Genomic DNA, 13,817 nt, shown 5'->3' with positions numbered 1-13,817 from the left:
GTGTGCTATCTTTTATGCATTTTGTAGATATGATTCCATAGCCTTAGCTAATTTCTGCATACCGAGAATCGTGTTCGCACGATCCGTATGTGTGTAATTCAGGCGCATTGTGTTGTATTGTGGATTTTCGGCGTAAAATGTGGATCCTGGAACAAAGGCTACGCCTTCTTTTACCGCGATTTTCAGCAGATCTTCTGCACGAATATGCGCTGGCAGCTCCACCCAGATGAACATGCCGCCCTTCGGTTCTTCCCACTTCAGTCCAGGCCAGTTTAAATCTTTCAATAGGCCTGACATGAATTTCATCCGATCCAGATATTGCTCACGAATTAAGGAGATATGTGCGTCGAGATCAAAGTGCTCAAGCAGATGATACAGCGTTTGCTGATCAATCGTGCTGGAGTGCAGATCCGCAGATTGCTTAAAACGAGCAATTTGGCGAATAATGGTTTCGTCGCCCATTACCCATCCTGTTCGGAACGCAGGCGCGACGGTTTTGGAGAAGGTGCTGGTGTAAACGACATTGCCACCTTCCGCTTTACCGCCTAGGGAAAAGATCGTTGGATAGGTTTCATTTTCGTCAAACTGAATTTCTCCATACGGATCATCTTCCAGAATAAGTACTTCAGCGCCGCGGCAAATATCTAATAAGCCTTGACGACGCTCCAAGCTCCATGCCCGGCCTGCCGGGTTGGAGAAGGTCGGAATGACATAAACCATCTTCGGATTGTGCTTCGCAATTTTGACCGATAGATCTTCAAGAATCATACCGTCATTATCGCTATCAACCGAATAAATCTTAGCGCCTTTGGCTTGAAATACTTGAATCGCCGCCAAATACGTCGGGCTTTCAACAAGAATGACATCGCCTTCATCAATATAAACACGTGTAAGAAGATCAATCGCTTGCTGAGAACCCGTCGTCAGCAGCATCTCATCAGGTGTTACTTGCATATTCTTAGCAGCCATCCGCTTGCATAAGGATTCGCGAAGTGGCTTGTAGCCCTCGGTCAAACCATATTGCAGCGCTGACTTCCCGCCGCCAATCACTCTTTGAAACGCTTCAGCAACCGCGTCCAAAGGAAAAAACTCTTCAGCAGGCAATCCGCCAGCAAAAGAAATAATCGAGCTGCCTTGTGTCAGCTTGAGAATTTCTCTTACCGCCGAGGATGAGAAACCTTCAAGCGATTTAGAAAATCGATATTTCATAAATGGACGCATCCTTTCGCATTTGTAGAAAGCACCCCTCCTCGCTATGCTTGGAGGTGAGGTGCTTATCTGGGTGGTGCCGTGGACTCAAGGTTATTAAATCAACGTAACGTTGCTTCTGTTGCTTGTTGGGGTTTTGCGTTTATCAATGAGCCTGTTCACAGCGTCCAAATACGCTTTGGCGCTTGCTTCCAGAATATCCGTAGAAATACCGCGACCTTGAACGGACACATCATTCTGCTTAAGAACAACGTGAACTTCACCTAATGCATCTTTCCCGTGAGATACGGATTTGATGGAGTAGTCATCCAGCTCGACGTCTTCCTTCGTTGCTTTATCGATCGCATTATAAATCGCGTCAACTGAGCCGTTACCGACTGCACTTTCCGCCACTTCGGTTCCGTCCTGGAAGCGAACATGAACCGTTGCCGTTGGTGTCATCTGGTTACCATAAGCAACCTGAAGCGTGCCTAGCGCAAAAATTTCCGGCGTCTCGATCAGTTTCTCTTCGATCAATGCGCGAATATCTTCGTCTTCTACCTGCTTCTTGCGATCTGCCAAATCTTTGAACTTGGCAAAAGCCGCGTTCACTTGCTCGTCTCCGAGGTCGTAGCCGAGGTCAATTAGCTTCTCACGGAACGCATGGCGTCCGGAGTGTTTACCCATTACGAGCTTACTTTCCTTGACCCCGATGGTCTCAGGGGAAATAATCTCGTAAGTCGTTTTCTCTTTGAGCATCCCATCCTGATGGATGCCAGACTCATGGGCGAACGCGTTAGCGCCGACGATCGCCTTATTGCCTGGCACCACCATGCCGGTCAGCTTGCTGACCAAACGGCTGGTGCGGTAGATCTCTTTCAGCACAAGCGAAGTTTTCGCTTGGTAGAAGTCCTGGCGCGTCTCGAGCGCCATTACAACTTCCTCGATCGAGGTGTTGCCCGCTCTCTCGCCGATGCCGTTGATGGTGCCTTCGATTTGATCAGCACCATTGATTACCGCCGCTAGCGCGTTAGCCGTAGCCATTCCGAGGTCGTCATGGCAGTGCGCGCTCAGCTGAATCTTCTCAATGCCTGGCACGGTTTCCTTCAGCATTTTGAAAATATTACCGTAATCGTATGGCGTCATAAATCCGACTGTATCCGGAATATTCACGACGGACGCGCCAGCGCGAATAGCCATTGCTGTTACTTCCGCGATGAAATCCAGCTCGGTACGACCAGCATCTTCGAGTGAAAACTCGATTTTGCTGAAATACTTCTTCGCATATTTAATCGCTGCTTCAGCTGTCTCAAGCACTTGGTGTTTCTCCATCTTCAGCTTATGCTGGCGATGAATAGGAGACGTCGCTAAGAATAGATGAATACACGGGTCCTGAGCGCCCTGTAGCGCCTCACGAACGGCCTCGATGTCACTCTCCTTCGAGCGGGACAATCCGATAACAGAGGCATTCCTGACGGCTCTCGCAACGGCATTCACACCAGCCAAATCACCTGGCGATGCGGCCGGGAAACCAGCCTCCATACGATCAACGCCTAGCTTTTCAAGCTGCAGCGCGATCTCAACCTTTTCCTGTGTGTTCAAGTTCACACCCGGCGACTGCTCTCCGTCTCTGAGCGTTGTATCAAAGATGTAAATTTTGCGCACCATGTCACCTCCTAAGAGATTTTTGTTGTTCTATTAAACCTATGAAGCAGAGCCCAATGACCGTTCCGGTCTTCAGCATTTACTTCCGATCGTTTCTTGAAAACATGTCCCCTCATCTGAATAAACAAAAGGTAGGGACACGTTTTCAAATACGAACGCTACGCTTCTCCAGCAAACACTGAGCCCTGCACTAGGCTGTTCTTCGTAGTTTTAAAAGACACACCTTTACTCGTCTTTATAGTATTCACAGGGAGTGATTGGGAAATTCTCCTCAATCACTCCCTGTGGAAGGTATTGCTATAAATTAGTACTTTTGATTACTTTTTGATCCAGTGCATCATTTCGCGCAGTTCTTTACCAACCACTTCGATTGGGTGCTCTGCTTCATTGCGGCGAGTTGCGTTCATGAAAGCAAAGTTGGATTGGTTTTCCAAGATGAAGTCACGAGCGAATTTACCTTGTTGAATATCAGTAAGAACAGCTTTCATTGCTTTTTTCGTTTCAGCTGTGATAATACGTGGTCCAGTTACATAGTCACCGTATTCAGCTGTGTTGGAGATGGAGCTGCGCATGGAAGCCAGTCCGCCTTCATACATCATATCAACGATCAATTTCAGCTCATGTAGACACTCGAAGTAAGCCATTTCAGGTGCATAACCAGCTTCAACCAATGTTTCGAAACCTGCTTTAACCAGTTCAGAAGCACCGCCACAAAGAACAGCTTGCTCACCGAACAAATCGGTTTCTGTTTCTTCACGGAAAGAAGTTTCGATAACGCCTGCACGTGTACAGCCAATACCTTTTGCATAAGCAAGACCGATTGCTTTTGCGTTGCCAGTAGCGTCTTTCTCGATTGCGATCAAGCCAGGAACGCCAAAGCCTTCAACATACGTACGACGTACCATGTGACCTGGGGATTTAGGAGCTACTAAGAATACATCTGTACCTTCAGGAGCTACGATTTGTCCGAAATGGATGTTGAAACCATGGGAGAACATGATCGCTGCGCCTTTTTTCATGTTCGGTTGAATGGACTCACGGTAAACGCGAGCTTGTGTTTCATCCGGCATCAAAATTTGGATCACGTCAGCGCGTCTTGCTGCTTCTTCAACGGATACAACTTCGAAACCATCATTTTTTGCAGAGTTCCATGAACGACCTTCACGAAGTCCGATAATAACGTTCAATCCGCTGTCACGCAAGTTTTGTGCTTGTGCGTGTCCTTGGGAACCATAACCAACAACTGCAATCGTTTTACCTTTAAGTACCGCTAAGTCTGCATCTTTTTCATAGTAAGTAGTAACTGCCATTCGAATAAATCCTCCTTTAATATGATGAATCCGTATTGTCTACCCCTTGAGTGGGTGTTTCAACGATTTACCCTTTTCAAGCGCTAAAGAGTACACCGCTGAAAGCCCCACTCAAGGAGGCTTTACCTCAATGTCCAAAACAACTGCTTGTTTCTTATTTGACTGAACCGCGAATCATCGCTGTAACTCCCGTGCGGGAAAGCTCACGGATGCCATAAGGACGAAGTAATTCGACCATAGCATCTATTTTATCTGAATCTCCAACAACTTGCACGATAATCGAGGCTGGCCCAATATCTACAACCGCTGCGCGGAATGTCTCAACAATACCGAGTATTTCCGGACGCATAATCGGTTCTGCATTTACTTTAATGAGTGCAAGCTCTCTAGCAACCATTGGGTTCGAGCTTAGGTCGATGACTTTAATGACATCAATCAACTTATACAATTGCTTGGAAATTTGCTCAAGCGTGTTATCGTCCCCTGTGGTGACGATAACCATTCGAGAAAGTCCGAGTTCTTCGGACTCCCCTACGGTGATGCTTTCAATATTGAAGCCTCTGCGTCCGAACAAACCGGATACACGCTGCAGGACACCAGGCTGATTGTTTACGAGTACGGAAACTGTATGTTTTGTTGTCATTCCGAATCCCCCATTAACATGTCACTAATTGTATCGCCCGCTTTAACCATTGGGAACACATTCTCTCCTTTTGGCACGACGAAATCAATAACGACAGGACCCGGAGTATCGAGTGCTTCCTGCCATGCTCTTCTTGCTTCTTCCTTCGTCGTGGCACGCAAGCCTTTTACGCCGTAAGCTTCAGCCAGTTTCACGAAATCTGGGCTGCCAGCCAAATCAATGTGGCTATAGCGGTTATCATAAATGATCTCCTGCCATTGACGAACCATGCCCAACACTTGGTTGTTAATAATAACAACCTTCACCGGAATGTTGTTAATCGCACAGATCGCAAGCTCTTGCGCACACATTTGAACGCCGCCGTCGCCATTAATGGAAACAACGAGTTTATCAGGGTTCCCCATTTGAGCACCAATTGCTGATGGGAAGCCGAAGCCCATTGTACCAAGACCACCGGAAGTAACCAAGGAACGCGGGTTTTTGAAACGATAGAATTGCGCAGCCCACATCTGATGCTGTCCAACGTCTGTTGTAATAATCGCTTCGCCTTTCGTCGTCTCACTAATCATTTCGATAACGAATTGTGGCTTCAATTCCGTCTCGGTATTGCCGTATTTCAGCGGGAACTTCTCTTTGCTTTCCTGAAGCTCAGTAATCCACGCTCCGCTCTTCGCAGGCTTTGCTTTGGTGTTCGCATATTCCAGAACAGCTTTCACATCGCCAACACATGGGATATCGGTCTTCACGTTCTTGCCAATTTCCGCAGGATCAACGTCAATATGAGCGATTTTCTTCACTTTTGGAGCAAAGCCGTTCAAATTCATCGTCACGCGGTCATCGAATCGGGAACCGATAGAAATCAAGAGATCCGCATTCTGAATGGCTGTGTTCGCTGTAAACGTCCCGTGCATCCCTGGCATTCCGAGCCATAGCTCATGCGCGCTTGGGAAGCCGCTTAATCCGAGCAAGGTCGTTGCAACCGGAATCTGTGTTTTATTGACAAACTCGATTAATTCTTTGGATGCGTCTGCGTATACAACACCGCCGCCTGCAATAATGACCGGACGCTCTGCTTCTTCGATAGCTTTGATCAGCTTATCCACTTGCAGTTTATTCGGTTGCACCGTTGGGTTATAACCGCGGATACTTACATCCGTTACGGGTTTAAATATCGTTTTATGAGCGGAGACATCCTTTGGTATGTCAATGAGAACCGGACCTTTACGACCTGAGTTCGCTATATGGAACGCTTCATGAATGATGCGTGGTAGATCGTTTACGTCTCTAACCAAGTAGCTGTGCTTCGTAATCGGCATTGTAATACCGGTAATATCAGCCTCTTGGAAAGCATCCGTACCAATGAAGTTTGTAGCAACGTTACCTGTAATGACGACTAACGGAACGGAATCCATATATGCTGTAGCTATTCCTGTGACGAGGTTCGTTGCCCCCGGTCCGGAAGTTGCGATACATACGCCAACTTTGCCTGTGGAACGCGCATATCCATCAGCTGCGTGAATAGCGCCTTGCTCATGTCTAGTCAATAAGTGGTTAAAATCATCAAAACCATGCATAGCATCGTAGATGTACAAAACAGCGCCGCCCGGATATCCAAAGACGCAATCCACACCCTCCAGCAATAAGCTTCTTAGTAGAATTTCGGAGCCTGTAATCAGGTCCGGCTTCATAAGCTTCTCAATCAATTCTTCTTTTGACCTCTTTGGTTCAGTTTGAACATTCATTGTGATCCTCCTCTCAAAAAGTAAGTTCATGTAAATCATCGAGCTTTCTTAGACAATAAGAAAAACCCCTATTCATCCCATACACGCACGTAACGTGTAAACGGGACGAAAGGGGTTCAAGCTTCCGTGGTACCACCCAAATTTGCTACGCGCCTCACAGCCCATAGCCTTAGCAGGTATGTTCATGAAGAACAATACCCTCAGCACGATAACGTGTGCTCTTCCGATTCCCCCTATTACCTACGGCTGTGCCGCATGTTTCAGGAAAACAGCTCCGAGGTGACTTCGTACGTAAGGGATTAAGGCGATGGTTTCAGCAAGTCCAACGCTCTCTGCGCATAAGTGCCCTTATTACTTCTTCCTCTTCATAGCCGATTCGTTAGTGTAGATCACCATATATAATATGATTTAGAGATTATTATATGCATCCCCTGAAGAATAGTCAATAGTCAAAACTGAATAAAACAAAATCATGAGAGAGAAGATAATACCAATCTAGGAAAATAGGGGGCTACTGATGAAATCGTCCCTGCCAATCCCTTTCCCGCTTTCAACAGACCTGCAAGAGAATATTGAACAGCTCCTGCAAAGGCTTGGGACAAGTTCTGATGTCATCATTCGCCGTATGGATATTGGCATCTTTCCCGATACCAATGCGATTGCTCTTGTGTACATAGATGGTCTCGTTAAATCGGAAGCGGTTAATGAGCATATTATCAAGCCCCTTCTAAGCTCTCAAGAAACCCAGTTTTACTGGAACCAAGAAATCTGTTTTCATGACTTATTGAGACAAGCTTTAACCATTAGTAATTTGACCGCTACGATTGAAGGCGTAGACCTCTTGGCAGCTCTCTTGGACGGCAACACCGCCATTATTGCTGACGGCTACAATGAAGCATTAATCGCCGGTACAACAGGGTGGGACAAGCGTGCCGTAGAGGAGCCTCAAACACAAACCGTTGTAAGAGGTCCGAAAGAAAGCTTTACAGAAGACTTGCGAACCAACACCTCCTTGCTGCGGAGGAAAATTAAATCCCCCGATCTTCGGTTTATTAGCCTGCGATTAGGTCGATATACGCAAACTGAAGTCGTCATCACCTATTTGGATGGAATTGCTGAAGATCAGGTCGTTCAGGAAGTTAAGAATCGCCTAGACAGGATTGACGTCGACAGCATCCTTGAGAGCGGGTACATTGAAGGATTCATTGAGGATAGAACCTACACCCCCTTCCCTACTATTATGAACTCAGAGAGGCCAGATGCCGTAGCAGCCGGCCTTCTGGAAGGACAAGTCGCCATAATCGTCGATGGAACTCCTTTCGTCCTCCTTGCTCCGGTAACCTTTTTTAGATTTCTACAATCGAGTGAAGATTATTATCAACGTTTTGATATTGCTACTTTCGTCCGCTGTATTCGCTATATGTCTTTTTTTGTTTCCATGCTGCTCCCGTCCTGCTATATTGCCGTCACAACCTTTCATCAAGAGATGCTGCCGACAACCCTGCTGATCAGCCTGGCTGCACAGCGGGAAGGCGTCCCTTTCCCCGCTATTGTGGAAGCTTTCCTGATGGAAATTACATTCGAGGTTCTTCGGGAAGCTGGCATACGAATGCCCCGTGTCATCGGTTCAGCCATATCCATCGTTGGTGCACTCGTACTGGGGCAAGCTGCTGTGCAAGCTGGTCTTGTTTCGGCAGCTATGGTCATTGTCGTTTCCTTCACGGCCATCTCCAATTTCGTTACGCCGGCGTTAAATATGGGAATAGCTGCCCGATTAATCCGATTCATCCTTATGCTGCTAGCTGGCACATTTGGCTTGTTCGGGATCATGGCAGGATGCATGGCCATCTTGATCCATTTGGCCTCTCTCCTTTCTTTCGGAGTCCCTTATCTAACGCCTATTGCCCCTTTAGCTTTACCAAAGTTTAGAGATATTCTCATCCGAGTTCCTTGGGCCAAAATGGCTGGTCGCCCCTTAAGCAAAAACTACACCAGACAAGCACCGAACATGAAGAAGTCTCCACCAAAGAGGGATAATCCCTGATATGCCATTAAGGAGGTGCTATGTGAATGGGAAAAAAACTTCCTTCACGGTTGGCTTCGCTTACTGACAAGCATCTTCTTATGCCTACTGCTATCCGGATGCTGGGATCGGATCGAGTTAAATCAACTCGGAATTACAGCAGCAACAGCCATTGATTGGAACGGGAAAGACTGGACTGTTTCTTATCAGATCGTCATTCCACAATCGATTTCGAGTCAAAGCATGGGTGGAAATGCCGGCCAGCAAGCACCTGTCAGCGTATTCTCTACGAGCGGCGGTACCCTTCGAGGTGCAGTTCAAAAATCAAGTTTGGAAATGCCGCGTGCTTTGTTTTTTGCCCATAATCGAATTGTTGTCATTGGTGAACAGGCGGCAAAGCACGGCATTTCCCAGCTCATGGAAATCTATTTGCGCAATTCGGATGCTCGAGAGACTGTCAGCGTATTAGTAACGAATGGGGAAGGAAGAAGAATCCTGGAGCAAGTTGCGTCCATTGAGAAGCTGCCTGGAGCTGCCGTTCGTAATATGATTCGCAATGAAGAAAAAAACGGCTCTAATTTAAATCAAATGATGATTCAAAATGTCATGATGGGAATGACGAGTGACTCTTCCTATACATTGATTCCTGAAGTGATCATTTCTGGCACTGGCGTTGGCCCTAACGCTTCTATTGCTGAATTAAAGAAAACTACATCTGCAAACAAATTAAAATTGGGCAGACTTGGTATTTTCAAACAGGATAAGCTCGTTGGCTGGTTTACATCCGATGAAGGATACGGAATTAATTGGATCCGGGACTCAATTAAACAGACCGTTTTGCATTTTGGCTGTTCCAAACGCAGCAAAGATCATAAATCGGCGATTCGAATCACCAAAGCGACAAGCAAATTGAAGCCAATCCTTGCAAATGACGGGCAATGGATAATGAAAGTGGAAGTACATGCTGCTGGTGTTCTTATTGAGAATGGCTGCAATGACGACCTCTCAAAGATAAAGGGTATTAAAGCCACGGAAGACATTGCGAATGAGGAAGTTAAAAACTTAATGATCAAAGCCTTTCAATCTGCTATCGAGAAAAATACGGATGTATTTGGTTTTGCAGATGTGATTCACAGAAAATATCCTAAGGTATGGAAGAAAATAAAGAACGACTGGGAAGAACAATTTCCTACCCTCCAATTAGAGCCCAGTGTTCATATTAAAATTGACCGAATAGGAATGAGTAATAAGCCTTTTAATCAACTACTGCATGACCACGAATAGTAAGTTATGGAAGGAGGCTTGCTATGGAGCGCATCAGCAATTACCAACTAGCCGTCACGATCATTCTTTTTGAAATAGGTAGTACACCTTTATTTGCATTAGGCAGCGGCGCTAAGCAGGATTCTTGGCTTGCCATGCTATTCGCCGCTGCAGTTGGTTTGCTTTTATTAATCATGTTTTTGTATATACAACGAACAGCTCCAGAAGAGTGTCTGATCGGGCTCTTAAAACTGTGTTTCGGGACCAAAATAGGAACAGGGATTGGGATCCTCTTTGCCCTTTATTTTGCCTACGAATCCATGAGAAACGTCCGTGATTTTGGAGAAATAACGAATTTAACACTGCTAAGCTCGACACCCCAATACGTGACTATGCTTATTATTGTATTACTTGCTACTTACGCGGTTGCCATGGGTATCGAAACATTCTCCAGAGTGAATGAGGCCCTGTTACCGCTTATTTTCGTAAGCTATGGAGCATTGATATTATTGATTTTGATTTCTGGAATCCTCCACAAAGACAACCTGTTACCTATTCTTGATAATGGACTTGGTCCGGTTATCAAAGCGGCGTTCCCTGACATTATATCGTTTCCATTTGGACAAATGGTGCTTTTTTTCATGGTATGGCACCTATTGTCTGAGAAGCAAAAGATTAAGCGAATCAGTATACTATCTTATCTCAGCGTTGCCGCTTTTTTAATTTTGATGAATATATTAAACTTGATGGTGCTTGGGACAACCCTTGTTGCAAATAGTACCTTGCCTTTTTTGCAGGCAGTTCAGTTAATACAGGTTGGTGATATTCTAGAGCGACTAGATGTTATGGTCACCTTGCTTTTATTTATGGGTTTATTTGTGAAAATGACCGCTTTCTACTGGGGGGCCGTTTATGCATGTACCCGATTATCGAGCAGAACAAGTAGACGCCTGTGGATTTTCTATGTGGGTTTTATTATTTTTATCACATCTTTTATAGAACCGAACTATACCTATCACGTGTGGCTTGGCTTGAATGTTAGTGTAAAGTTTTTCCCTGTCTTTCAAGTTGTTATCCCGCTGTTAATGTTCTTCGTTGTACTGTTTCGTAAACATCGTCGATCAGAAACACCATCCAACGCTTAAATCTCGTCCATTTCATGCAAAAAGAAGCCTGCTCCCTAAAGGGAACAGGCTTCTAAGAACGCTATTACGCGTTTACTTTTGCTTTTGCAGCTGTTGCCAAATCGTTGAACGCTTTGGAATCATTCACAGCTAGATCAGCCAAGATTTTACGGTTAACTTCGATACCAGCCAATTTCAGGCCGTGCATCAATTTGCTGTAGCTCAAGCCGTTTTGACGAGCGCCTGCATTGATACGTGTAATCCACAGTCTGCGGAAGTTACGTTTCGTTTGACGACGGTCACGGTAAGCATACACTAAAGATTTCATTACTTGTTCTTTAGCTGTTTTAAATAAGCGATGTTTGGAACCGAAATAACCTTTTGCTAGTTTCAAAATTTTCTTACGACGGTGAGCGCGAATAAATCCGCCCTTGACTCTTGCCATTGTTAACTACCTCCTGGGATGTATAAATAATGTTCGAATATTAACCTTTAATGTTAGAAAGTTGTTGTTTCAGACGACGTACATCGCCTGGAGCCATAACTGGGTTTGTTCCAAGAACACGTTTAGTACGTGAAGATTTACCGGAAAGCAAGTGATTTTTACCTTGTTTGTATCTCATCACTTTGCCTGTGCCAGTAATTTTGAAACGGCCTTTCAAGCTGCTGTGTGTTTTCATTTTCGGCATGGTGTTTTGTTCCTCCTAATTTAGTATAACGCCTAGGTAGTGACTTTCGGCGTTAAGATCATGATCATGCTTCTTCCCTCAAGCTTAGGAGCGCGCTCCTGTGAGGAAATGTCAGCTGTTTCAGTAGCTAAACGTTCAAGTACTCTACGGCCAATCTCCGAGTGCGCTATTTCACGACCACGGAACCTGACACTGGCTTTCACTTTATCGCCTTCGCCAAGAAACTTTACGGCATTGCGAAGCTTCGTTTGGAAGTCGTGCTCATCGATAGTCGCGCTTAAGCGAATTTCTTTGATATCCACGATTTTCTGGTTCTTGCGAGCTTCTTTTTCTTTCTTCTGTGTTTCATAACGGAATTTACCGTAATCCATAATGCGGCATACTGGCGGCTTAGCCGTCGGTGCCACATTTACCAAATCCAAATTCGCGTCAAGTGCGATTTGAAGAGCTTCGCGAATCGGCGTGATGCCGAGTTGTTCTCCGTCCGCCCCAATCAGGCGTACTTCCTTCACACGAATCTCATCATTAATCATATGGTCTTTGCTAATAGTATTCCACCTCCAAAAAGTATGTAACGCTCTCTCTAACAATATAAAAAAGATGCGGGCGCAGTGGCCCACATCTTCATCAATAACAGGTTCATGCAAACCTATTGTACATTCATGACGATTCATTCAAACCAGCCAACTGTGTCGGTCAGGTGAGAAGCGGGCGCTTCTGCTTTTACTTGAAATATAATATCATCTCATCCAGAGAAAGTCAACTCACTTGTTTACTTTTCATTTCGTCTAGACGAATAACACGGGTATGCTCCGTATGGCTCCATTGTTTGTTGTTTTGCGTGAAGAACGCATAGAACGTAATTGGCCACCAAGAAAGCATAAACACTGGATAAAGAATTAAATATTTATATACCTTGCCAGGAGCCTTCTCAACTAACATGGAAATAGGCAGCAGCACATAAATCGCTATGCTTACGGTGTTAAAGAAAACAGGATTGATGTCGGCAAGCATAGGCGCGTCCGACCAGCCCGGAGTCACGGATTTAATCCATAGCAGCACGGAGATAATCGCACCGAAAAAGAAATTATATACGTTAGCAGAGTAGATAGCCGCGTCAATCTTCGTCCAACTGCCCTCTTTGATACCTTGCCACAATAGAGGGAAGAAATAACGCTTGGCCACATCAAAGTGTCCTTGCATCCAGCGTAAACGCTGTTTGGCAGATACTTTAAACGTTAGTGGCTTCTCATCGTAAACAATCGCTTCGTAGTTGTAAGTCGGTCGAATACCGAGTTTGATACAGCGCATCGAAAACTCCAGATCCTCAACAAGGCTGGTAGCTCCCCATCCGATCTGTTTAAGCAGCTTGGATTCAAAGCACATTCCTGTGCCACCCAAGTAGTTAGCAAGCCCTAAATTCGTACGGGGCATTTGCCAGAAGCGGTTTGCAAAGTAATAGGAGATTGCATAGGAGCCAGTAACCCAGGAATCAGTCGGGTTCTTGCTGTCCAGGTAAGCCTGAATAACTCTAGAACCGGAGCAAAGATCATTGTTCATGTGAATCAAGTAATCCGGGCTGGAAAGATTGTCGGCATCAAACATGACAATGGCGTCGTACTGACGCTCCCGCTTCCAAAGCTCTTTCAGCATCCATTCGATCGCGTAACCTTTCCCTCTCAGGTTCGGGTTATGGCGTTCCATGGCATTAACACCATGACTGCGTGCAATATCCGCTGTATTGTCTGTACAGTTATCACAAATCACGAAGATGTCATAAAGCTCTTTGGGGTAATCCAAAGCCTTCAGATTCTCGATCAATGCACCAACGACCTGCTCCTCATTATGAGCGGCAACCAATACGGCAAACGATTTCTGGGGAGCAAATTTCTGTTTGTTTCTGGGACGGTACCATCCGAAAAAAGTCAAAAACAACTGATATGCACCGACCAAGGCCAAGCCAATTTGAAAGGTAAGCATAATATTGTCAAGCATGAAGCAAAGTCCCCCTTTTTTGTTTATGCACACAAGCTATCTTTTTATACGCGTATGCGCAGTTTTATGTACCAAGTGAATAACCGTTCTTGATTTTCCTCTCTTTCCACTCATTTGTCAAAGTTCACAATGGCGAATATAAGCCATTTCTCTGAGATTTGAGCGGAACGCGCAC

The 13,817-nt window shown here is 45.4% G+C and carries 12 protein-coding genes; 3 read left to right on the top strand and 9 right to left on the bottom strand.

Translation table 11 applies throughout. From position 1 onward, the window contains the following. Positions 1 to 12 precede the first annotated feature (12 nt). From QFZ77_RS10060 to ilvB, 5 genes are all read right to left on the bottom strand, one after another. Complete coding sequence (locus QFZ77_RS10060) at positions 13 to 1,209, bottom strand: aminotransferase-like domain-containing protein (RefSeq protein ID WP_307439013.1); 1,197 nt, start codon at positions 1,207 to 1,209, stop codon at positions 13 to 15. A gap of 96 nt (positions 1,210 to 1,305) precedes the next feature. Further along, a complete protein-coding gene (locus QFZ77_RS10055) occupies positions 1,306 to 2,853 on the bottom strand; it encodes a 2-isopropylmalate synthase (RefSeq protein ID WP_307449384.1) in 1,548 nt (515 codons plus the stop codon). A 317-nt stretch (positions 2,854 to 3,170) separates the two neighbouring features. Further along, entirely contained in the window at positions 3,171 to 4,163 is a 993-nt protein-coding gene (gene ilvC, locus QFZ77_RS10050; RefSeq protein WP_047681140.1) for a ketol-acid reductoisomerase, read from the bottom strand. 154 nt (positions 4,164 to 4,317) lie between these two features. Further along, on the bottom strand, positions 4,318 to 4,806 hold the full coding sequence (gene ilvN, locus QFZ77_RS10045) for an acetolactate synthase small subunit (protein ID WP_057305082.1): 489 nt from the start codon (positions 4,804 to 4,806) through the stop codon (positions 4,318 to 4,320). Continuing rightward, a complete protein-coding gene (gene ilvB / locus QFZ77_RS10040) occupies positions 4,803 to 6,548 on the bottom strand; it encodes a biosynthetic-type acetolactate synthase large subunit (protein ID WP_047681146.1) in 1,746 nt (581 codons plus the stop codon). Before ilvB ends, ilvN begins: the two co-directional genes overlap by 4 nt. Before the next feature lie 517 nt (positions 6,549 to 7,065). Between ilvB and QFZ77_RS10035 the strand changes: the two genes are divergently transcribed. Genes QFZ77_RS10035 through QFZ77_RS10025 form a run of 3 tightly spaced genes read left to right on the top strand, consistent with a single transcriptional unit; the run spans position 7,066 to position 10,979 of the window. Beyond that, positions 7,066 to 8,592: a spore germination protein gene (locus QFZ77_RS10035; protein ID WP_307439007.1), complete on the top strand. Its 1,527-nt coding sequence runs from the start codon at positions 7,066 to 7,068 to the stop codon at positions 8,590 to 8,592. A gap of 15 nt (positions 8,593 to 8,607) precedes the next feature. Beyond that, positions 8,608 to 9,855, top strand: coding sequence for a Ger(x)C family spore germination protein (locus QFZ77_RS10030; protein ID WP_307439005.1), 1,248 nt, complete (start codon positions 8,608 to 8,610; stop codon positions 9,853 to 9,855). Between the two features lie 23 nt (positions 9,856 to 9,878). Beyond that, the gene (locus tag QFZ77_RS10025) at positions 9,879 to 10,979 is read left to right on the top strand and encodes a GerAB/ArcD/ProY family transporter (RefSeq protein ID WP_307439003.1); all 1,101 of its coding nucleotides are present in this window, start codon (positions 9,879 to 9,881) and stop codon (positions 10,977 to 10,979) included. A gap of 64 nt (positions 10,980 to 11,043) precedes the next feature. Here the strand turns inward: QFZ77_RS10025 and rplT are convergent, their stop codons facing one another. From rplT to QFZ77_RS10005, 4 genes are all read right to left on the bottom strand, one after another. Continuing rightward, positions 11,044 to 11,403, bottom strand: a complete 360-nt coding sequence (gene rplT, locus QFZ77_RS10020; RefSeq protein WP_028553998.1) for a 50S ribosomal protein L20 — start codon at positions 11,401 to 11,403, stop codon at positions 11,044 to 11,046. 40 nt (positions 11,404 to 11,443) lie between these two features. Then, on the bottom strand, positions 11,444 to 11,647 hold the full coding sequence (gene rpmI, locus QFZ77_RS10015; protein WP_171692578.1) for a 50S ribosomal protein L35: 204 nt from the start codon (positions 11,645 to 11,647) through the stop codon (positions 11,444 to 11,446). Positions 11,648 to 11,679: 32 nt separating this feature from the next. Further along, positions 11,680 to 12,180, bottom strand: a complete 501-nt coding sequence (gene infC, locus QFZ77_RS10010; protein WP_047681158.1) for a translation initiation factor IF-3 — start codon at positions 12,178 to 12,180, stop codon at positions 11,680 to 11,682. A gap of 226 nt (positions 12,181 to 12,406) precedes the next feature. Next, positions 12,407 to 13,642, bottom strand: a complete 1,236-nt coding sequence (locus QFZ77_RS10005; protein WP_307438994.1) for a glycosyltransferase family 2 protein — start codon at positions 13,640 to 13,642, stop codon at positions 12,407 to 12,409. Positions 13,643 to 13,817 lie beyond the last annotated feature (175 nt).

The sequence above is a fragment of the Paenibacillus sp. V4I3 genome (assembly GCF_030817215.1).
Taxonomy (GTDB): domain Bacteria; phylum Bacillota; class Bacilli; order Paenibacillales; family NBRC-103111; genus Paenibacillus_E.
Note: the sequence above shows the minus strand (reverse complement) of the source record. Positions and strands in the feature narration are given on the sequence as shown.